Consider the following 19,903-nt stretch of genomic DNA (forward strand, 5'->3'; position numbering starts at 1 on the left):
CCCCACGCTCCAAAAGGTGGTTGATGCGCCGCGGCCTTGAACGGCCTTGGCTATGATTGATCGGTCAGATGTCTCAGTCCTGCCTCAGTCGGGCGAGCACTGCATCAAATTCGGTTTCTCCCCGCCGCGCGGTCGCGACGATGCGGCCCTTCTCAAGAATAATGATCCGGTCGGCGATCTCGGCTTCACGGCGAATATGCGTGGCGATCATCAGTGAACGGCCGCGGCTGCGGTCGGCGATGCGGTGCATGACATCACGTCCGGTTTCGCGGTCGAGGCCTTCCGTCGGCTCATCGAGAAGCCAGAGCGGCGTATCGCGCAACAGGAGCCTTGCGAGCGCCAGGCGACGGGATTGCCCGCCGGATAAGCCAAGCCCGCTTTCGCCGAGGCGCGTGGAAAGGCCTTTGGGTAGGGCCTGCACGTCTGGCAGGAGGCCGGCATCCGCAAGCGCCGCGTAGAGCATCTCATCGTCTGCGTCCGGGGCAGCAAGGCGCAAATTATCTCGCAGACTGTCTTGGAACAGCTCCGTGCGTTGGGGGAGCATTGTCGCCGGAACGGTTTCGACCACGCCGCGTTCGATGGCGAGTTCGCCGGCTAGGATGGCAAGCAGCGTCGACTTTCCGGCTCCGCTCGGGCCTATCACCGCGAGATGCTCGCCCAGTGTCAGGGAAAGCGCGAGATCTTCAAGCGAAGCCACCGCCGCTGCGTCATACCGTGCGGATATGCCGGAGAGCCGAACGGCCAAGCCCGCGGGCGGCATCTGATGCGCGGGGGCCCGGGCAACCTGTTCCAGACGCGGTGAAATGCGACGGGCAGCAAGCATGGTGCGGCCGAGTTCCAGCGCCCCACGGCGCAGCGCTGCAAAGGGTTCGAGCGCTGCAAGGGCCACCAGCAGGCCGAGAGCGGCAATCGGCGCACCGATAAGGCCGCGTTCTGCCAGGGCGGTGAGCGCCAGCAAAGTGCCGGACAGCAACGCGGCCGAGGCGAAGCCGAAGCCGGCGACAACACCGCTTTCGATCCGGTTCAGCGTATCATCTGCCTTTCGTAAACGATAATCGGCGACAGCGAGCGCCGCGCATTGTGTCTCCAATCTCCCGGCCATGAGGAGTTCGGTCTGTCCGGCGACGAGATCGATGGCACGCGAGCGCAGTGCTTCTATGGCGCGCGCCCGCTGTCGCGCCGGTTTCAGCGCCAGGCGTCCCGCAAGGGCCGGAATGCCAAGACCGGCAGCGACAAGCCATAGGCCAACGAGCAGCCCGAACGGGACCGAGAGCAGCATCAACGCGATGCTGACCGCCAGGGCGGAGACGATGGCGACGGTAGCCGGCACCAGAACGCGCAAATAGAGGGAGTCGAGCGCATCGATGTCCGCCGTCAGCCGGAAAAGCAGCTTGGCAGGCCTCTGCATCAAAATCGTTGCCGCCCCAGGTGCTGCCCAACCGCGAAACAGATTTTCGCGAAGAGCGGCAAGAACGCCGAGCGTCGCGTCATGGGTCGTCAGCCGCTCGCCGTAGCGCGCGCCAGTGCGAAGGATCGCCAACAGCCTGATGCCGGCGGACGGGGCAAAGACATCAAAGGTAATGGCCGTCGCCGTCAGGCCGGCAAGCGACGTCGCCGTGATGAACCAACCCGAGAGCCCGAGCAGGGCGATGCCAGCGAGCACGGTGAGGGCCGACAGCAGCGCGCCGAGCAACAATACGCGTCCCCGCGCTGCCAGGAAAAGCCGACAGATGGGATAAAGAGTGGAGAATGTCGACGTCATGCGGCTTCCTCCCGGACCGATGCGTCGATATGGATTACCCGACCCATTCTTGCGGCCAGAACGGGGTCATGTGTGGCGACAACGAGTGTCCGCCCGCGAGCAATTGCCAATAACGCATCGGTGACTTCACGTGCGGTTTCGGTATCGAGATGTGCGGTCGGCTCGTCCGCGAGAATGATGTCAACATGCGGGGCCGCGGCGGCACGGGCAATCGCTAGCCGGAGGGCCTCGCCGCCGGACAGACCCGCCCCACCTTCGCCGATGGACGTGGCGCCGCGCTGGGTCACAATTCGCCGTAGATGGGCAAGGTCAATCGCTTGTTGTACCGCGCGCGGGCTGACTTCGGGGCGGCCGAGCGTGATGTTGCCGGTCATCGTGCCGGCAAAAATATGCGGCCGCTGCCCGATCCAGGCCATGCGCCGTCGGACCGCGGACGCGGAAATATCATCAAGCCGCCGCCCGCCGACGTGGATCATTCCACTCTGCGAAGGAACGAGACCGGCAATCATCGACAGCATGGTCGTCTTGCCAGCACCGCTTTCTCCCAGGAGAGCCACATGCTCACCGGCTGCGATCGTTAGGCCGAAATCATGGAAAACAGGCGTTTGTTCGGGCCGGTGCCGGAAACAGAGCCGACTGATATTGATTGAAGGCAATGTATGCTCGCGGCTGGTTTCCTCCACCTTTTCATCGCGCCGGCCCGGCAACCTCGTGCCAGCGCCGGATAGGGCGTCTAGAGCTTCCAGGGCTGCCTCTCCGGCCGCCCGGTCGTGCCAGACCGCCGACAGCTCTCGCAGAGGTTCGAAGAAGCTCGGAGCCAGCAGGAGAATGAACAGACCTTGGGTCAGGCTCAATCTGCCGAACCAGGTGCCGACATCGAGCGCGCCGAGCATATTGAAGCCGACATAGACGGCCATTGCGGCAACGCCCAGCGCGGCGAACAGCTCAAGCACCGCGGAAGATAGGAAGGCGATCCTCAGCACCGCCATGGTGCGCATCTTGAGCTGTTCTGCATCGGCCCGCAATCGCAAGGCGGTGAGATCGACGGCGCCGAGCGCGCGAATAGTGGCAAGGCCGCGCAGCCGGTCGAGGAGAAAAGCATTGAGTCCGCCGGTCTCGGCCAGTTGCTGTTCGCTTGACGCCTTGGCTCGCCAGCCGATCAGGGCCATGAACACGGGGATCAGTGGTGCCGTAAGGAGCAGAGCGAGGGCCGCTATCCAGGAGACCAACGCAACACAGATGAGGATGGCCGGTGGGACGGCACTTGCTTTCAGTCGCGCCGGCCGGAAGCGAGCAAGATAGGGCACGATGGCTTCAGCCTGCTCGGCGATCAGGCTGGCTGCGAGACCGGACGCTGGACGATCGCTGTCCAGTGGCGATCGGGCGGCGAGTGCCGCAACTGCAATATCGCGCCGCCGGCTCAGTTCTGCGCGCGCGGCTCGAAAAGCCAAACGTCCGCCCAAGGCATCGAGTCCGGCACGCAAGGTGCCAAGAAGAAAGACGAGCAGCACACTTACCGCCGTTGCCATCATGCTATGCCTGTCAGCGATCACGCCTATTCCACTGGCAAGCAAGGCTGCTTGAGGAATCCAGAGGAGTGACGCCAGCGTTTGCACGAGAGCGGCCCGTGACAATTTGGCACGCATTGTCCTTGGCGACCGGTCTTTTGTGGAAGACGGTGGGATTGAGCTGTAGGTGCGGTCGGTCTCCGCCTCTCGTCTGACTTGCGATCCCGTATTGAAGAATGCGGTGGTCATCGTGCCTGCCTCTTGTCGATGGGGTTGGCGCTCATGCGCGTGCCCTCGAGTAAACGGCGGGCGTCTTAGCTGCCTCGACAAGCCCGAGATGACTGGGAAAGGATTGGACGAGAGGCGCAGGGCTCATGGTGATTTCCGTCGCTTTAGTGCCTTTAGACGATTCTAAAACGCACTTCATCCGGTGCGAGATTTTTGGGTTGTCTGACCGTCTGCACGGTGAACTTGACGTTTAGTAACCTGCCCGTGACGCTTCAGCTTTGACCTAGGTCAACTTCGAGAAACTATGACAGACGGGTCTTGCTAGGCACGGTCTCCGTCGGTGCGGGAAACGTTTGGTCGTCATCAGCAGCCGATTTTGGGTGACCGAGGAATCCAGACGGCGGCCAAGGCAGGGCGTCGAGCTATTCGTTCGCCGCCCCTCCATGTCGTCTTTCTTGCGCCTATAGAGATTGCGTTGTTCAGACCGCCGGCATGGCAACGCCGAGATAGGGATCGATCCATGTGATCTGGTCGGTAACGGACTTGACGCCTGGCACGTTCTCCGCCGCCACCTTGGCGGCCAGTCGCTCTCTTTCGTCGAAGATTGTACCCGACAATTCGACGACGCCGTTGTGAACACTGACTTTTATGAAGCCATTCTGGCTCCAGTCCTGATGGGACAGCTCGGCAATGACGGCCTCGGCGATCTGATCGTCGCTGGCTTGTCCCTTCTCCTTTGGCAGCATGTTGGCCAGCGCGCGCAAGAGGTCTGATCGGCAGGCCATTCCGATTACTTTGCCTTGTACGACGACGGGCAAGCGCTTGACCCCATGCTTTTCCATCAGGTCGACGGCAACCGAGAGCGAGGCATTGGGAGCAATAGTGACAACTTCCGACGTCATCACTTCCTCAATGCTGCGGCCATGCGAAAGAACATATTCGTCAGCGAGCTTGCCGGGGCTGGTTAGAAACTCGAGCAGCCAGGGTCGCTTGCGCTCCGTCTGCAATTCCGAGCGGCGAAGGAAATCGCCCTCGCTGACAATGCCGACAATATTTCCGCCGGCATCAACGACTGGAAGACCGCTGATGTGACGGTCGAGCATGATCGTCGCCGCATCCACAACGGATGTTTTGGGGCTTACGGTGATAGCTGGTGCGTTCATGATTTCTTGAATGAGCATGGTCTTCTCCGGCGATGGATTTGGTTTGCGGTGCCGATAGGGGTTGGGTTGTTCCATGCCGACAAGGTTACACAGCGCACGATTGCCACGCTTTGATCGACATCAAACGAGCGACGCTAGTAGCGATCATCGGCAAGCCGTTTTGTGCGACATTGAAGCGTCTGTTTGAGAGATACCCGGTAACTTCGATTGACCAAGGCTGGAGAGCTCCACTAGAAGCCTATTGTGGAACGAGCATCATCCCGGCTGCGACCGCCATCAAGGCGACCGTGCCCCAGCCGATGCATACGGCCCCTTTCCCGATTGTGTATGGACCCATGATCTTGCGGTTTGCCGCCAGCAGCAGAATGACGGCAATGAGCGGGACGGCGAGCAGACCATTGATCACAGCGCTCCAGAACAATGCGTTCATCGGAGTGATCGGCGAATACTGAATGATCAGCGCCAGCAGCACACTTATGGCGATCACGCCGTAAAAGCCCCGAGCGTCATTTGGACTGCGTTCCAGGCCGAATTTCCATCCCATGGCCTCGGCAAGTGCATAGCCGGCCGAGCCCGCGAGAACGGGCACGCCGATGAGACCGACGCCCAGTATTCCGAGCGCGAAGATAAGTGCGGCAAAGGGTCCGGCTAGCGGCCGCAGCGCGCTTGCTGCTTGCGCGGCGGTGTCGATCTGCGTGATGCCGGCGACATTGAGCGTCACGGCGGTCGCCAATATGATGAAGAAAGCCGTGAGATTGGAGTAGAGCATGCCACTCCATGTATCCCAGCCAATACGACGAAGTTCCTTGGGAGCTGTCGCACTGTCTCTGGACAAAGGCACTGAACCGGGAGCGGCATTCATCTCCTCCACCTCTTCCGATGCCTGCCAGAAAAAGAGGTAAGGACTGATCGTCGTACCGAAGACGCCGACGACGACCGCGGCATAGGTCGACGTCGGAGTGATCCTTGGCCAAATCGTCCTCAAGGCGACTTGCTGCCAGTCGATGTGGACGGTGAAAAGGACCGCCGCATAGGCCAGGAGCGAAATTGTCAGCCACTTCAAGAACGCGACATAGCGGTGATATGGGATGAAGACCTGAAGCGCGAGCGTTCCGAAAACGAAGAACATTGTCATCAGGTGCCGGTTGAAGCCTGTCACCAGCTCCGCGACCTCGCCCATGGCGGCAACATCGGCGGCGATATTCAGAATATTGGCGATCAGGAGCGAGAAAACGACGGCATAGAGGACCATCGGTGGAAATGCGGTCTTTATGTTCGCCGCCAGGCCCTGCCCGGTCACACGACCGATCCTTGCGCACGTCGCCTGGACGACCGCCATCATCGGAAATGACACCGGCATGGTCCATAGCATGTTCAGACCGAATTGCGCTCCGGCCTGGGAGTACGTGGCGATGCCGCTCGGATCATCGTCGGCGACACCGGTGATCAGGCCTGGACCCAAACTCGCGAGTGGGTGCTCTCGTAGGCGAGCAAGACGACCCGACAATCGCGATCGCCACGAGGATCGTCCAACGGTGACGAGTTCCTGACTCATTGGCCGCTATCTCGCGTCGTTGAAACGCTGACGGCGTCCGAAGGCAGGAGCGTCGTGCGATCGACATATCCATTGATTCCTCGAATTCCCTCGATAAGCGTTCGGATCGCCTTTTGTTGGATATTGGACTCGACGATTCCCTGGACTTGTACCTGGCCGTCTTTGACGGCGACGTCGATCTTGTTGCTATCAATCCCAAGATCCGCGGCCAGCCTGGTCTTGATGGCGAGCTTTATGGCGTCATCGCCCTTAGCGATGTGTCGACCAGGCGCGTCGATGACTAGATTGATCAAATCGCATCGGCTGACGATACCGACAAGACGATGGTTGCTGATAACAGGAACTCGCTTGATTTTGTGAGACAGCATCAGGTTGCCGATCCGCCCGACATCCGTCTCGGGGGTAACGCTGATAACCTCACGGTTCATCGCCTCGCCAACCGACCAGCCGTAAATTTGAATATAACTGTTCAAACCATGCCGATCGTATTGCTCTGGTCCGTCTTTGGCCGACGACGCCCAATTGTCGCCGACGCGTCGCATGAGATCCCCTTCGGTCAGGATGCCGCAGACCTCGCCATTGTCGTCAATCACGGGAAGACCGCTGATATCATTGGCGCGCAAGAGCAGCGCCGCGTTTCGGACGCTCATCGTTGGAGTGGCTGTGATGACATTCCGTGTCATGATGTCCTTGGCTTGCACGACGACTCTCCATCTTCACTTACGTTAGGGATTCCCGCTATAGTGACGCCCACGGAATCGCAGGCACGCCAGAAGCCGCTCGATGCCATCCTCAGGCATCGTTTCGGATTGATTCCAGAACGATCGCCTGCTCTTGGGCCGAGGCCAGCAATTCTTCCGCATATTCCTCAGCGGATTTCGTGTCGGTTCCGCACAGTCTGGCGTCATGGCATTTGCGATCGATGGCGTGCCGCATTGCTTTGATGAGATCTGCTCTCTCTTCGATATCGTGAAGACGTATCAGACGGGTGAGCGCCGTCTGCGCGATGAGTTCAAGAACCATCATGCGGCCCTCCACCTCGCCGAGGGAGGGAATGGCTTTAGAGGCTGCACCGCCCAGGCTGTCGCGTTTGGCTCTCAGCATTGGTTTGTTCCTTCATGGGTTTGGTTGCAGAAAGCAGTCTGCGGATATTCGCCGCTGCGGCATTGATCAGAATCAATGAGGGGAAGGATCTTCCCGACGAGACGCGGAGCGGCGTGGTGATGTGATCCGGCGATCTGTGCTTCAGGATAATTGCGTCTTGGAGGCAGGGCTGGTCGGTATATTCGCGAACTGGCTGTATGGACCATCCTCCGATTTGGAAGGGCCAAGCGCACGCAATGCATTCAGGATAACGGCGACATCGATGACTTCCTGAAGCAAAGCGCCGTGCAGCGGCGGTAAATAGCCGAATGCCGCGGCGATCATGCCGGCAACCGAAAGGCCAAGTCCCACAACCACGCTCTGGCGGGCGATCGCAACAGTCCGGCGGGCGACAACAAGGGCGGCTGCCAAGGGATCAAGCCGGTCCACGAGCAGTACGATGCTTGCCGCCTCCGAAGAGGCCGCCGCCCCGCGCGCGCCTAATGCAACACCTACGTCGGCCGCCGCAAGTGCCGGCGCATCGTTGACGCCGTCACCCACCATCATCACCGGACCGAAGCTTTTAGCCGCAATAACGGCCTCCACTTTTGAAGCCGGTGTCTGCTCGCCGAGCACCTGTTCGATGCCGAGGATGTTGCCGACATGCGAGGCAACATCCAGGCGATCGCCGGAGGCAAGAACGATTTTCGCGATTCCGGCGCTGCGCAATCGCTGCAGAACGCTGATAGCCTCCGCGCGCACCGGATCGGCCATGATGATATTTCCCGCGACAACGCCGTCGATTGCGACTGTCACCGTCGCTTCACCGGATCGATGATGATCTTCAAGGTCTTGGGAAGTGCCCCGAACACTTCGGCTTTTCACAAAGCGGCTACCACCGATCACGACGCGGCGTCCGTCGACCATTCCTTCAAGCCCCAGTCCGCCGACTTCCTCGACATTGGTCGGCGGCGAGAGCCGCAGATTGCGCTCCTGCGCTCCCGTGATCAAAGCGGCAGCCATGACGTGGCTCGATGCTTGATCCAAGGAGGCGGCAAGACGCAACAACTCGTCCTTATCGATCCAAGCGTTGCAGCCGACCGCCACGATTTGCGCCTTGCCGTGCGTGAGTGTGCCGGTCTTGTCCAGGACAGCAACCCGTACGCGGCTTAAGGCTTCAAGGGCGCCACCGTCTTTGACTAGGCAGCCTATCGTGGCACAGCGCGAGATGCCCGACATGAGCGCGACCGGTACGGCCAGGATAAGCGGGCAGGGCGTGGCGATGACGAGAACGGCAAGAGCACGTCGCGGATCGTCGGACAGCGGCCAGGCCGTCAACGCTATCGCTACCGTCATAAGCAAAAATGCCAGGCCATAGCGATCCGCAAGGCGCGCCATCGGCGCCTTGCTTTTCTGGGCCGTCTCGACGAGGCGCACAACCGCAGCATATGTGCTTTCAGAGGCGGGGCGGAGTGCCTTGAGGGTAAAGACAGGACCTACCGATGCGCTGCCGCTGAGAACCTCTTCACCAGCTCGATGATCCACAGGGAGTGGCTCTCCCGTTAACGCAGACTCGTCAAGAATGGCGCGGGGAGACAGAAGAATACCATCGACGGGCAGCACTTCGCCTTGACGGATCATGATGTGGTCGCCGGCAACAATCTTCTCGATAGGAGTTGGTTCCAACCGATCGCCAACATAGCGAAATGCAGTTCGTGCCACTCGTCCCATCAGTAACGTCATCTCACGGGCTGCGCGGCCGGACGCATATCCCTCCAGCATCTGTCCACCTGCATACATCAGCGCGACGACGTTGGCTGCAAGGCTTTCGCCAAAGCAGAGGGCGAACGCCATCGACAGGGCGGCGACGATATCCAACCCGAAATCGCCGTGATGCAAGGAACGGAAGGTCTGCAGCAACAACGCGCCCAGGATCGGCAAGGTGGCGAGTGCCCAGACAAGAGAGGCAAGCGCGACGTTGTCGATCAATATGAGGGTAAAGCCTGCCAAAAGCCCGAATGCCGCAATCAGCACCAAAGATGACCCACTGGTTTTTAGCAGGAAAACTACCGTGCTAGTCACGCTGGAGAATGTCATCCTTGGCTCCGGTGGCTGAGTTTGTATCCGATATGACGTTGCACTCGATCGGCCGATTAGAACTGTTTCCTTCGATCAGACATTGATCCGCCTCAATGCGACCCGTCCGAGAGATGCGAATTTTATGAAAAGCCGCGAATAGATCGCTTCTTCCGCTCCGCAGTGCGATTCATGGTGTGTTGGTCAAATCTCGAGCGCATATTTAATCCGTCGTGAATAGTCCAGCGCGCGTAGAACATGCGTCGGTAATCGTCGTGCTTCCGAGAATTTTATCGCCCTGTAGTCGGCTCTGGTTCCGATCTGCGTGTTTTGGCTATGATTGCCGAGTTCGACGATGTTTTCTCTCACCGTAAGAATATTGGCGCCGTGGTCCCACCCACGTTCCAAGGCGACATCAAAGGGGAGGATCATGGTCCGCATTGCTGAGGCAATCGCCCGCGCACCGTTGCGGGTGACGATGTAGCATGCGGCGGATCCCTGGGGACCGTGCAAACAACGGCCGATCTCATCTCCAGAAATCGTCGTGGTGAGCAGCCGGAACCCGCGGATCCTGTGGTTGAACAGCTTGACGATGTCAGCGGTCGGCGCCGCGGCAAGTATCTGCGAGGTCCGCTCCAGCAAATCGCCGACGATTTCCACGTCGTCCTCGATAACGATGGATGCCTCGAATGTGCTGGATAGGAACATGTCCACGGCGCGCAGGTGGCTTCGGTAGCAGCCGTACTCGCCCGGCAGTAATTGTCTACCGCCATGTCTGAAAAAACTGGCGTGATCGACGTCGACATAGCCCGTGGGAGCGACACTATGCCCGTCAATGGCGGGAACCCGTATGATATGAATACCATGGGCGAGTGCCTGCGAGCGGATAGCTTTCCACCTGTCAACACATCTAGCCAGGTTAATGACATAGACACCGAGGCTCTCGGGTAAAACAACCATTGATCAGTCACCCCTGCTCCCATCCGTCAATGACAAGGGTTTTGTGCGGGTTCCTGAGGAAAGGCTGTCCATTCTTCGTAAGAAGGCATGCTTCAGCAAAAGCCACGTCAATTGCCGAAGACGACATATAAAGCGCGACGCTTCCAGCCATGCGCGATAGGGCTGAACAGTCACGTGGCGCCATCGCCGCAAATGATAGGTTCGGCGTTTGGCCTGGATCTGGGACGGCAATCCGGTATCCTGGTTGATCGGCACGGGAAAGACAAAAGCGGCCTTCAGGCCCGCCAGATATTCAAGGTCGAAGGCAAGATCGAACGGCAAACGCATCGGAACGAGCTTTTCGACAAACCACGTGGCGGCTCGCCGGTTGAGCAGATAGGCGCCCGATCCTTTCTCGCGAGTAAGCGCCACGGCAAGGGAGCGTTGGGACGTCAAGTCGGCAAACGGGTATTTGCGACCGCGATTGACCGTCGAAAGCCGCAGGATGTCCCAATCGGCGTTCGCCTCGATTGCGGCCCTCAAGAGTTGTTTCAAGTCGGCGGGAAATTCGAGATCATCCTCCAGTATCAGGGCGAATTCTGACTCCGAGGCAAGCAGGCGCTTTGCACATTCAATATGGCTGAGGTAGCAGCCGACCTCTGCGAGATTGCCCATTCTTCCATGCAGAAGTCTGTAGGCTCCCTCGCGGAAGTCCTTGATGGGCAATTCAAGCGCTTGTCCGTCGACGGCGGCAACTCGTTCGAACGGCAGTTGTATACTATCGAGCTTGTCCCGCATGGCGGACAGCCGATAAGCAGCACGGTCGAGATTGATGAGGTAAGTCTTCATGGGAAGATCGCTAAGATCTTTGTCATTCATGCTGGGCGCTCGTTCCGACAGGAATGGTGGCGATTGTGTTTGTCGGAGCGGACATTGTTTGGCCTGGCTTACGGGCGGCTTACAGAAACTTGTCAAAAAAGTGAAAATAGCCCTCAGGTTGGATTTCCGGCGCAAGTTTAGCTGGAGCGCCCAGCCCATCGCCCAGGCGGGAGTGATATGGAGGCTTTTCTCGTTCGCCTGCCGCCGGGATATCGAATTGGACATCGCGACCCGCGATGCCGCGGGATCGAGGCGGGTGCCGCAAAACGGATGCCAAGAGGCGTGCCTCGAATTCGCCAAGAACAAAGAGGCTTTTGCGCTTAAGTCACCCTACGGATCAACGCCAAAGTTTTGGACTGGCTCATGCGCGTGCTGCTCGTTGAAGACAATGCCAAGCTCGCATCGCTGACAAGCGAGGCAATGCGTTCGCATGGCTTTGCTGTCGATTGGGTCGGTTCAGCCAGCGATGCCGAGGAGGCTATCTCCACGATCAGCTATGAGGCGGTCATTCTCGATCTCGGCTTGCCAGATCGCGACGGCCTGTCCTTGCTCGAACCTGTGCGTCGCCGGGCGCCCTCAACGCCTATTCTCATCCTGACGGCGCGCGATGCCGCAAGTTCGATTATCGATGCGCTCGACAGCGGTGCCGATGACTATCTCGTCAAGCCCTTCGTTATGGGCGTGCTGATCTCGCGCGTTCGTGCCTTGATGCGTCGCCCAGCCCTCCGCCACGATACGATCCTTAGCGAGCGCAACGTCCATCTTGATCTTTCACAGCATGTTGCCAAAGTCGGGGAGACCGAACTGCAGCTCAGCCGCCGCGAGTTCGCCGCGCTGGAATTGTTTCTTCGGAGATTCAACAGGGTCCTCTCCAAGGGCGAGGTCGAGGAATCGATCTATGGCTTCGGCGAGGAACTGAGCTCCAACGCCGTCGAGGTTCTCATCCACCGATTGCGTAAAAAGCTCCAGGCTGCGGGCGCTGCGATCGATATTCATAACATGAGAGGTGTCGGCTATATGCTGACGGAGGGACGTTCATGACATTTCGCCGACTGACGCTATTCAGGCGCCTCGTCGTTGCGATGTCTATTGTCGCACTGGTTGCAGTCTGTGCGAGTGTTCTTTTCTTGTACGTCCGTTTTCAGGCGGCCAACGATGCTTTTCGTGAAGAGACGCTCTCGACTTTCGCGCAAGACATGCAGCGCCAGTTCACCTCGGATCCGCAACTTACAGGCGGGCCGGCAGCTGCCTTGAAAGCCCGAATCAACGAACTGGGTGGACAATTCGCCATAGTGACCGATACAGGTAGGGTTCTTGCCAGTTCGGAGACGTTGGAGCAGCCATTAGTTCCTGTCTCAAAGCAGGAAGTTCGGTACTTTTTGCTCCCGAGTCACGGCAAGGTCAGGGCCCTTTTTGGCATCTCAATGCAGCTTGATGGCACTAATCCCATGCATTTCGTGCAAATCGCCTTCCCGCGGGAGCACGTCATTTTCGATACCGTGTTGGAGGAGTTCGTCACTGACATCGCGTGGATATGGATCCCATTCGTTTGTCTTCTTCTCCTGGTCAACATCCTCGTGCTGAAGTTCGCGCTGAAGCCATTAAGCCAGGCGGCGGAGGAGGCACGGCAAATCGGGCCCTCCAGCATAGCCGCGCGACTGACGGAAACCCGGATGCCGGAGGACGTGCTGGCGTTGGTGAGCGCGGTCAACGAGGCGCTTGATCGGTTGCAGGCGGGTTTTCTGTCACTTGAGCAGTTTTCGAGCCATCTTGCCCATGAGCTCCGGACGCCGCTCGCGATTATCAAGGCTCGCCTTGCGCTCTCGCAAGATGCAATCGCACGGAAAGTCGAGGAAGATTTTGAGGGTGTAGAGCGACTGGTCGGTCAATTGGTCGATCGCGTCAGGATCGGTGGCCTGCATTTTGAGGCGAGCGACCGGGTCGATCTTGGTGATATCGGACAGCGGGCAGCAGCATTCCTTGCGCCGGTCATTCTTTCCAAGGGCCGCGACATCGAATTGCAGTCGCCCTTAGAGCCCGTCGTGGTTAGCGGCGCGTTTGATTTCATCTTTCGAGCCCTGCGCAATCTTATTGAGAATGCACTGAACCACACGCCTCCGGGCACGACGATCAGGGTGACGATCTTTCAAGGCGGCATCACGGTCTCTGATTCCGGCCCAGGATATCCCGTCCGATGGCTCGAGCCGGCGGCGGTTGTCGGCAAACCCGACAGCGGAGCAGGTGGTCTCGGCCTTGGCCTGTCAATCGTGAAGGAGACAATGATCGCCCACGGAGGCGATCTCAAACTCACCAATTTGCCGGAGGGTGGAGCATCCGCGACCATGGAATTTCCAATCCATCGGAAAGCGGTCTGAGAATGGAGCTTTCATGTTCCGCAAAGATTATCTTGGCAGAAAGCTAAGGCTTGGCAGTCGTCGGACCTGCTGATGCAGCTCCTTGCCTGGGTTTACTGAGCTCCGGCCTTTTTTGGAATGGCCACCAGTTCCTTGACCTCGATCAATGCTGCCACCTTTGGCTAGTCCTATCCTTTTCCCGCTAACGGAATTTCAAGGAGACGGTCATGGACGACATTACTCTCAGACAGAATATTCTGGATGAACTGGAATTTGAGCCGAAAGTGGATGCGGCCGAAATTGGTGTGACCGCACGCGACGGTGTCATCACTCTCACCGGACATGTTGGCACATATGCGGAGAAGGACGCTGCCGAGAAAGCCGCGAGACGCGTCAAAGGCGTCCGCGCCATAGCCCAGGAAATAGACGTTCGAATCCTTGGCCCACGGCGGACAGACGACGACGACATCGCCCGACGGGCAGTCAAGATATTGGACTGGAATATCTCCATTCCAAAGCAGATGGTGCAGATCCGCGTATGCAAGGGCGTCGTTACGCTGACCGGCAACGTGGAATGGCAGTACCAAAAGAATGCCGCCGCTGCCGCTGTCAGGGATCTCGCGGGTGTCGTTGGCGTCTCCAATCTCATAGAGGTCGTTCCCGGCATCAGCGCCGATGACGTCAAGAAGCGCATCGAAAATGCACTGGAACGGGATGCGGAACTGGAGGCGCGGGCGATTCAGGTCGATGTCTCCGGCGGCAAGGTCACCCTGAAGGGCAAGGTCAGAACATGGTCCGAGCGGCGCGCGGCGGAGCGTGCCGCATGGTCGGCACCGGGCGTCTGCGCTCTCGACGATCAGCTGGCCATAACCTGATCCGTCATCTCTGCCGATGACATAAGAGAGGATGCAAAATCATGAGCACGGATTGCACACGAACGGAAGAGGCGCTGCTTGCCGGTGCCGGGTATCCACTCCCGCACCATCAGGACTGCGACTTTCGCCTCGACCGAACTGACAGCGATGAATGGGAAATTACAGTTGTGTCGTCCCGTGCTCGGGCATGGGTTCATGAAGAGTTCTGCGATCCTCTCGCCCAGTGTCTGAGTGACAGATTCAAGGTGGATGTGCTTAGCGCAGATCAGTTCCTGAAGCAGGTGCACGTCCTTGGCTTTCGAACCGAATTCGTCGGCGCGGGCGGCAAGGATCTCTTTTGAAGGGGTGGAGCTATGTATAGGTCGATTGTCTGTGCGGTTGGCCTCGGCTCGAAGGAGAAAGCCGAGCATCTGGTGCACATGGCCTCGCAGCTTCTCGATGCCGATGGAACCCTGCATGTCGCTCATACCGTCGAGCGCTTTCCCTCCCTTGTCCGACAGGGGCCGGATGAGTGGGCGGTCTCCGTAATCGGCGAGGCGGAGGAAAAGCTTTCGTTGCTTTGCAGGGAGCTTTCAACGCCGGCGCTTGTTCATGTCCGTACCGGCCGCGCCGCCGATACGATCCTGGCCATTGCCGCCGAAACAAAGGCCGATCTCATCATCGTGGCGGCCCATGCGACCGATATATTCGATAGGGTTTTCGGATCCACCGTCGATCACATTGTGCACCATGCAAAATGCTCCGTTCACATTGATCGGATTCTAACCGCGCCGAAATCGTAAATCCAATCTATCCAACACTCGGCTCAGTCGTCCGCATTGACCGCCTGATTGTGCAGGCATGGAGCTGAGAATGGATGTGGCGGCTGGTCACAGCGCTCGATATCAAGCCATGCAATTTGACGTCAGGTCGTCCAATCAATGAAGTCGCGACCGGCGAACCTGTCAAAAGCCTGTCATGGGACGATGAAAGCGGCCCGCAAAATGAGCACGATCGTGGATTTCGCCGCAATTGCTCCCCCAGATGTCAGGGCTCTTGGGAGCCGCACTTGGTTGTTACCGTCAATCATCCGGCGCCTGCCAAACAACCCCTTTGGAAATGAACGAAAATCGAGCGTCATGACAGAAGCGCAAAAATCACTCTCCAAACTCAATCGCTATATTGGAGCTGGTCTTGTTCTCGCCATGCTAGCGGGGCCGGCCGTCGCTGCCTCGCTCAAGAGTATCATGGGCGACATGGGCGACAACACTACCTCGGCCAAGGCAGTGCTTGCCAACTTCGATAGCAAGGCCGCCGAGCAAGTCTTGCGGCGCTATGCGGCGGATGCCGCGGCTGCCGACGCCCTGTTTGCCAACCAGAGCGGCGCCAAGGAGAAGGATCTCCATGCCCGCTTCAGCAGGATGGCGATGATTGCCAATGCCGCGAGCCAGCAGGCGCAAGATAAAGCCTCGTTTCGCAAGGCATTCGTGGCCATGGCAGCCGAGTGCAAGTCCTGCCACACGGCCTACAAATAGCCGCTGCAAATCTTCCCGAACAGGAAACTCCACATGAGCGAACAACGATCCGCCTATGAACCCTATTGCGACCCATCCACCGGAAATGGCGGCAAGATTTCACCTGCCAACAGCGATGTCGTGCGTGCCTGGGACCTTCCCACGCGTCTATTCAAATGGTCGCTCGTCGCATTTATCCTGACGGCCTGGGTTTCGAGTGGCTTTGACGATCCGGACATGACTGTTCATAAAGCGGCTGGTTACGGCATTCTCGTCCTCTTGGTTTATCGCGTCCTGTGGGGTGTTTTCGGCAGTTCAACGGCACGGTTTTCCGGCTTCGTACGCCCGCCCGCCGCTGCCTGGGCCTATGTCAAGGCGTTACGGCGCAACAGGACTGAGCGTTATCTCGGCCACAATCCCGCCGGCGGGCTAATGGTTATCGGTCTCCTCGTCGCCTGCGGCGTGCAGGTTTTGCTTGGATTATTCTCCAGTGACGGAGTGACCGCCGCGGGGCCTTTTGCTGGACTGGTAGGAGACGCCGTTTCGAGCTGGGTCGCTTCCATCCATGCTGCGTGGTTCTACTTCGCCATCCTCGTCCTGGCCGGATTGCATATCGTCGCGAACCTCTACTATCAGTTCGTCAAGCGCGAAGACCTCATCGGCGCCATGATCACTGGCCGAAAACGGCGCGAAGCCTACGTCGACCACGATGAGGCGACCGGTGGGTCGTTGCCCGCCGCCGCTGTCTGCCTTCTGATCGCCTTTGGCCTGGTTTATGGCGCCGTCACGCTCCTTGGCGGAAGCTTCTTCGCTTCAATCTAGAACTTGGCCTGGTCAAACACGAGCGTCATGGCTGTAAGATGGCCAGGCTCCACTTCAATCTCCAGCCGCCCCTTGTGCAGCGCCATGATCCGGCGGACGATCTCAAGGCCGATACCCATGTGATCAGCCTTGAGATCGCCAAACGGGACCTCCATCGGAGCGTCAAAAACACCAGCGTCATCCTTGACCGTCAGGCGCGGACCAGGACCCGCGACAACGTCGATGGCCGCACCTTCAGGGGTATGTTTTACGGCGTTTTCGACGAGGTTGCGCAACGCGTCCTCAAGCAGCGGCGCATGACCTTCAACAGAGCGGGCGCCAAGATTGCTGTAGGCTATGGTGTGATTGAGGTCATAGACTAGGGGTGCGATATCGGTGACCACCCAATCGGCCAGCTTTGCCAGATCGACCGGCCGGAATAGGGCGCGGTCTGCACTTTCTAGCCGCCCGAGCGCCGTGATCTGCCCAACAAAACCCGCCAGCGCGTCGAGATCTCCCTCGATCTTGCGCGCACGGGGATGGTCGATATTGCCAAGCTCCAGCTTCATCATAGCGAGCGGCGTGCGGATCTCATGGGCAACAGCGGTGGTGAACAGGCGCTGCGATTTCATGAGCGCGCCGATGCGCGCAAGGCTCCTGTTGACGGCAGCGGCAAGATCGGCGATTTCCCGCGGCATGCCGGTCTGGTTGATCAGATGGCTGGGGTCCAGCGGATCGAGATGGCCGGCCTCTCGCGCTGCTTTTGCAACGGGGCGCAGGGCCTGGCGGATTGACAATAAGGTGCCACCGAGGACGAAGAGCAGCATGATGGCCATCGGGGTGGCGAGATGATCCGCAAACTCACGCCCGATCACCGCCCACATGATGCCGTCGCTGTCGTGCAGGATCGCGATCTCGATAAAAATCTTGTCCCCATGGATTTCATAGGTCTTGCCGCCGGCGATGGCGAGCGGTTTGCCGTCGCTCAGCATGCGAGACCAGAGGTCCGGCGGATTGACCTCGTGCGGCAGAAGGTGATTGTCGCAGCGCGCATCGCAGTTCGTGTAGAGAATCTGACCGGTCGGTGTGCGGATGCGGGTGATGTAGAAGCCACCCTGGATGCCGTAACGGACGAGGTCGTGCGGCAACTTGTAGGGCCCTTCGTCATGGCGGCGTTCGAATCCCTTCGACAGCTTTCCGGTTTCACGTTCGATCATCAACGTCGCCAACTGTTCGTTATCGAAATAATAGTCGGCAAAGACGAGTGCGGCCTGCACCGCCATTGCCAGCGCTGCAAAGAGCGCGATGCGCAGCGTGATGATGCGGATCAGCGTTGGCGGCCGAACAGATCGATCAATCATTTTGGCGCTTTTCCCGCAGCAGATAGCCAATGCCGCGTATTGTTTCGATGCTGAGGGGCAAATCAAACGGGGCGAGGCGGCGGCGCAGGCGTGAGATCGCCAATTCCACGGCGTTGGTCGAGATATCGTCGCCAAATTCGGAGAGCTTGCTTTCGATCAATTGCTTGGGAGTGACCCGGCCCGCGTTGCGAATAAGCAGTTCCAGGACGGACCGCTCGCGTGGCGCGACCGAGAGCGGTTCACCGCCCGCGGTCACCACGCCGTTCGTGGGATCGAAGGACAGGCCACCGACGACAATGGCTTCGATATAGTGCGGCGCTCTGCGACGCAGAAGGGCGCGGCAGCGCGCGAGCAATTCGATGTGATTGAACGGTTTCACGAGATAGTCATCGGCACCGCCGTCGAGGGCCGCTACACGATCCTCAATCGAACCGCGCGCCGTGATCACGAGGATCGGTGCGGTAAAACCGTCACGACGTAGTTCCCGGATAAGATCCAAGCCGTCGCCGTCCGGTAAGCCTAAGTCCACCAAGGCCAAGTCGTAGCTGACAGTTTGTGTTGCCAGCAGCGCGGCGCCTACCGTTGCCGCACTATCAAGGCGCCAACCCGCCTGATGGACACTTTCGGTCAGCAAATCGCGCAGACGGGCACTATCTTCAACCAGTAACAAGCGCATATGGACCCCGATTGCGACCACGGTGGTTGCGGATCACGACGACAACTTACTGGTGACGCTTCCGGACCTATCAGGGGCCACTCTAGACGAATGAACCACGCTGTTCGACTGGGATCTTGTAACAACATCGAAATCTGAACCGTACCGCATAGTGGATGTCTAAATCGACGCCCGGATACCCTAACGCACGAATTGCCGAAGCTGTTTTCCAGTTAACGACAGCGGATACCCATGAAAGTCGTCATGCTGTAATGCCGTCACTGGCTCGTAACCTCAATTGAGGCATGTCAAAGTAGCCATCCAAGTGCCTTGATAAACCTAGTATTCGCAATCTTTCAGCGAGGTTTGCCTGTGCGGGTTGCCGATATTCTCGCGCCCGGGGGATCATGCGCTATGAAATGGCATATATCGCATCAGTTTCCTGCCCTGTGGCTCGTCGTGCGCTCCGGCGAAAGGTATCGGGTCATCAAGACCGTCCGGGATGCGGCAGTAACATTGATCTCGGATTGGCCGAGCGACGATGGCGAGGAATATGTCATGGCGATCAAGGCATGCCTTGATGCTCTGAACGACGTCATCCCCCCGGAAGTAGCCAGAGAGGCCCTTATCCGTGCCGCTGCGGAAGAGCGTATCCTTTATATTTCAGTCATCGGATGATGTTGGGTTCGCACGGGCATGCGCTCCCACCTCGGCTATTGATGTAGATCAAGGTCCGAAATCGCCACAGAGCCTACCAATTGATCACGAATGCAAAGCGGACATTTTTGTTGTTCCCTTTGACTTCGGTACGGCAGATCCGTGACAAGGAGAAGAACATGCGTGTAGCTTTGCTGGCCGTCGCAATAGCCGGCGTTATCTTCGGTGCCTATGCTTACCAATCCAGCGGTTCCGACAAATCAAAAGAGCCAAGGCAACAGTCGTCGACGAATACGGATAGCACGACCGCCAAACCTAAGCTCGGTTATCCAGATCCCTATATTCCCCCCACAAAGGGCAACGGCTTTTGAGTGAGGCGACAATCAGAGGATGAAATAATGTCAAGATGTAACCCGACCGTCGTGGTCAAACGTCGGCGCCCGCGTGCACCGCTATTGGCCTCCAGTCCATCGAAGACTTCGGGCTCTCTTGCAGCAGTCGGTTCTCCATCGAA

General features: G+C 58.7%; 20 protein-coding genes. 9 read left to right on the forward strand and 11 right to left on the reverse strand.

The genetic code is table 11. From position 1 onward, the window contains the following. Positions 1-73: 73 nt before the first annotated feature. The 9 genes from cydC to GDN47_RS17330 form a co-directional block, all read right to left on the reverse strand. Positions 74-1,762, reverse strand: a complete 1,689-nt coding sequence (cydC, locus tag GDN47_RS17290; protein ID WP_152093890.1) for a thiol reductant ABC exporter subunit CydC — start codon at positions 1,760-1,762, stop codon at positions 74-76. Beyond that, positions 1,759-3,519 (reverse strand): thiol reductant ABC exporter subunit CydD, encoded by a 1,761-nt coding sequence (gene cydD, locus GDN47_RS17295; protein WP_152093891.1) that lies wholly within the window; start codon positions 3,517-3,519, stop codon positions 1,759-1,761. The genes cydC and cydD overlap by 4 nt, the downstream gene beginning before the upstream one ends. Before the next feature lie 458 nt (positions 3,520-3,977). Next, positions 3,978-4,679 (reverse strand): CBS domain-containing protein, encoded by a 702-nt coding sequence (locus tag GDN47_RS17300; RefSeq protein WP_152093892.1) that lies wholly within the window; start codon positions 4,677-4,679, stop codon positions 3,978-3,980. Between the two features lie 220 nt (positions 4,680-4,899). After that, positions 4,900-6,216 carry an NRAMP family divalent metal transporter gene (locus GDN47_RS17305; RefSeq protein ID WP_113353525.1) on the reverse strand — a complete coding sequence of 439 codons (1,317 nt, stop codon included), beginning with the start codon at positions 6,214-6,216 and terminating at the stop codon, positions 4,900-4,902. Beyond that, entirely contained in the window at positions 6,213-6,917 is a 705-nt protein-coding gene (locus GDN47_RS17310) for a CBS domain-containing protein (RefSeq protein WP_152093893.1), read from the reverse strand. The genes GDN47_RS17305 and GDN47_RS17310 overlap by 4 nt, the downstream gene beginning before the upstream one ends. A 91-nt stretch (positions 6,918-7,008) precedes the next feature. Beyond that, a complete protein-coding gene (locus GDN47_RS17315; RefSeq protein WP_113388846.1) occupies positions 7,009-7,320 on the reverse strand; it encodes a hypothetical protein in 312 nt (103 codons plus the stop codon). Between the two features lie 141 nt (positions 7,321-7,461). After that, positions 7,462-9,396 (reverse strand): heavy metal translocating P-type ATPase, encoded by a 1,935-nt coding sequence (locus tag GDN47_RS17320; RefSeq protein ID WP_152093894.1) that lies wholly within the window; start codon positions 9,394-9,396, stop codon positions 7,462-7,464. Between the two features lie 183 nt (positions 9,397-9,579). After that, the gene (locus tag GDN47_RS17325; RefSeq protein ID WP_113353521.1) at positions 9,580-10,335 is read right to left on the reverse strand and encodes a glycosyltransferase family 25 protein; all 756 of its coding nucleotides are present in this window, start codon (positions 10,333-10,335) and stop codon (positions 9,580-9,582) included. A 3-nt stretch (positions 10,336-10,338) separates the two neighbouring features. Further along, complete coding sequence (locus GDN47_RS17330) at positions 10,339-11,418, reverse strand: glycosyltransferase family 25 protein (protein WP_371865520.1); 1,080 nt, start codon at positions 11,416-11,418, stop codon at positions 10,339-10,341. A 138-nt stretch (positions 11,419-11,556) separates the two neighbouring features. Here GDN47_RS17330 and GDN47_RS17335 point away from each other — a divergent pair, with 138 nt between their 5' ends. From GDN47_RS17335 to GDN47_RS17365, 7 genes are all read left to right on the forward strand, one after another. Further along, complete coding sequence (locus GDN47_RS17335) at positions 11,557-12,234, forward strand: response regulator (RefSeq protein ID WP_113353519.1); 678 nt, start codon at positions 11,557-11,559, stop codon at positions 12,232-12,234. Continuing rightward, positions 12,231-13,568, forward strand: a complete 1,338-nt coding sequence (locus GDN47_RS17340; protein WP_152093895.1) for a sensor histidine kinase — start codon at positions 12,231-12,233, stop codon at positions 13,566-13,568. The genes GDN47_RS17335 and GDN47_RS17340 overlap by 4 nt, the downstream gene beginning before the upstream one ends. A 206-nt stretch (positions 13,569-13,774) precedes the next feature. Beyond that, a complete protein-coding gene (locus tag GDN47_RS17345) occupies positions 13,775-14,422 on the forward strand; it encodes a BON domain-containing protein (protein WP_152093896.1) in 648 nt (215 codons plus the stop codon). A gap of 41 nt (positions 14,423-14,463) precedes the next feature. Then, complete coding sequence (locus tag GDN47_RS17350) at positions 14,464-14,763, forward strand: hypothetical protein (protein WP_152093897.1); 300 nt, start codon at positions 14,464-14,466, stop codon at positions 14,761-14,763. Positions 14,764-14,775: 12 nt separating this feature from the next. After that, positions 14,776-15,204 (forward strand): universal stress protein, encoded by a 429-nt coding sequence (locus tag GDN47_RS17355; protein WP_113353515.1) that lies wholly within the window; start codon positions 14,776-14,778, stop codon positions 15,202-15,204. Between the two features lie 138 nt (positions 15,205-15,342). Beyond that, positions 15,343-15,936, forward strand: coding sequence for a cytochrome c (locus GDN47_RS17360; RefSeq protein WP_113353514.1), 594 nt, complete (start codon positions 15,343-15,345; stop codon positions 15,934-15,936). A 33-nt stretch (positions 15,937-15,969) separates the two neighbouring features. Continuing rightward, the gene (locus GDN47_RS17365) at positions 15,970-16,737 is read left to right on the forward strand and encodes a cytochrome b/b6 domain-containing protein (protein WP_152093898.1); all 768 of its coding nucleotides are present in this window, start codon (positions 15,970-15,972) and stop codon (positions 16,735-16,737) included. Here GDN47_RS17365 and GDN47_RS17370 read toward each other — a convergent pair. Then, positions 16,734-18,077, reverse strand: coding sequence for a sensor histidine kinase (locus GDN47_RS17370; RefSeq protein WP_152093899.1), 1,344 nt, complete (start codon positions 18,075-18,077; stop codon positions 16,734-16,736). The two genes, GDN47_RS17365 and GDN47_RS17370, sit on opposite strands and share 4 nt — an antisense overlap. Then, a complete protein-coding gene (locus GDN47_RS17375) occupies positions 18,070-18,753 on the reverse strand; it encodes a response regulator (RefSeq protein ID WP_113353511.1) in 684 nt (227 codons plus the stop codon). Before GDN47_RS17375 ends, GDN47_RS17370 begins: the two co-directional genes overlap by 8 nt. A gap of 393 nt (positions 18,754-19,146) precedes the next feature. On the opposite strand from GDN47_RS17375, the gene GDN47_RS17380 reads away from it, so the two are divergent. Continuing rightward, positions 19,147-19,410, forward strand: coding sequence for a DUF982 domain-containing protein (locus GDN47_RS17380; protein ID WP_113353510.1), 264 nt, complete (start codon positions 19,147-19,149; stop codon positions 19,408-19,410). Between the two features lie 158 nt (positions 19,411-19,568). After that, positions 19,569-19,760 carry a hypothetical protein gene (locus GDN47_RS17385; protein WP_069614715.1) on the forward strand — a complete coding sequence of 64 codons (192 nt, stop codon included), beginning with the start codon at positions 19,569-19,571 and terminating at the stop codon, positions 19,758-19,760. The last annotated feature ends 143 nt before the right edge of the window (positions 19,761-19,903 follow it).

The organism is Martinezella dioscoreae, from assembly GCF_009176305.1.
Lineage (GTDB): Bacteria > Pseudomonadota > Alphaproteobacteria > Rhizobiales > Rhizobiaceae > Rhizobium > Rhizobium dioscoreae.

What these genes read in the sequence shown, in the direction of transcription:
- GDN47_RS17385 (WP_069614715.1), top strand. Translation starts at nt 19,569, where the DNA reads ATGCGTGTAGCTTTGCTGGCCGTCGCAATAGCCGGCGTTATCTTCGGT.
- GDN47_RS17365 (WP_152093898.1), top strand. Translation starts at nt 15,970, where the DNA reads ATGAGCGAACAACGATCCGCCTATGAACCCTATTGCGACCCATCCACC.
- GDN47_RS17375 (WP_113353511.1), bottom strand. Translation starts at nt 18,753, where the DNA reads ATGCGCTTGTTACTGGTTGAAGATAGTGCCCGTCTGCGCGATTTGCTG.
- GDN47_RS17380 (WP_113353510.1), top strand. Translation starts at nt 19,147, where the DNA reads ATGAAATGGCATATATCGCATCAGTTTCCTGCCCTGTGGCTCGTCGTG.
- GDN47_RS17370 (WP_152093899.1), bottom strand. Translation starts at nt 18,077, where the DNA reads ATGATTGATCGATCTGTTCGGCCGCCAACGCTGATCCGCATCATCACG.
- GDN47_RS17350 (WP_152093897.1), top strand. Translation starts at nt 14,464, where the DNA reads ATGAGCACGGATTGCACACGAACGGAAGAGGCGCTGCTTGCCGGTGCC.
- GDN47_RS17315 (WP_113388846.1), bottom strand. Translation starts at nt 7,320, where the DNA reads ATGCTGAGAGCCAAACGCGACAGCCTGGGCGGTGCAGCCTCTAAAGCC.
- GDN47_RS17360 (WP_113353514.1), top strand. Translation starts at nt 15,343, where the DNA reads ATGAAGTCGCGACCGGCGAACCTGTCAAAAGCCTGTCATGGGACGATG.
- GDN47_RS17355 (WP_113353515.1), top strand. Translation starts at nt 14,776, where the DNA reads ATGTATAGGTCGATTGTCTGTGCGGTTGGCCTCGGCTCGAAGGAGAAA.
- GDN47_RS17335 (WP_113353519.1), top strand. Translation starts at nt 11,557, where the DNA reads ATGCGCGTGCTGCTCGTTGAAGACAATGCCAAGCTCGCATCGCTGACA.
- GDN47_RS17340 (WP_152093895.1), top strand. Translation starts at nt 12,231, where the DNA reads ATGACATTTCGCCGACTGACGCTATTCAGGCGCCTCGTCGTTGCGATG.
- GDN47_RS17330 (WP_371865520.1), bottom strand. Translation starts at nt 11,418, where the DNA reads ATGTCCAATTCGATATCCCGGCGGCAGGCGAACGAGAAAAGCCTCCAT.
- GDN47_RS17345 (WP_152093896.1), top strand. Translation starts at nt 13,775, where the DNA reads ATGGACGACATTACTCTCAGACAGAATATTCTGGATGAACTGGAATTT.
- GDN47_RS17325 (WP_113353521.1), bottom strand. Translation starts at nt 10,335, where the DNA reads ATGGTTGTTTTACCCGAGAGCCTCGGTGTCTATGTCATTAACCTGGCT.
- GDN47_RS17320 (WP_152093894.1), bottom strand. Translation starts at nt 9,396, where the DNA reads ATGACATTCTCCAGCGTGACTAGCACGGTAGTTTTCCTGCTAAAAACC.
- GDN47_RS17300 (WP_152093892.1), bottom strand. Translation starts at nt 4,679, where the DNA reads ATGCTCATTCAAGAAATCATGAACGCACCAGCTATCACCGTAAGCCCC.
- GDN47_RS17305 (WP_113353525.1), bottom strand. Translation starts at nt 6,216, where the DNA reads ATGAGTCAGGAACTCGTCACCGTTGGACGATCCTCGTGGCGATCGCGA.
- cydD (WP_152093891.1), bottom strand. Translation starts at nt 3,519, where the DNA reads ATGACCACCGCATTCTTCAATACGGGATCGCAAGTCAGACGAGAGGCG.
- cydC (WP_152093890.1), bottom strand. Translation starts at nt 1,762, where the DNA reads ATGACGTCGACATTCTCCACTCTTTATCCCATCTGTCGGCTTTTCCTG.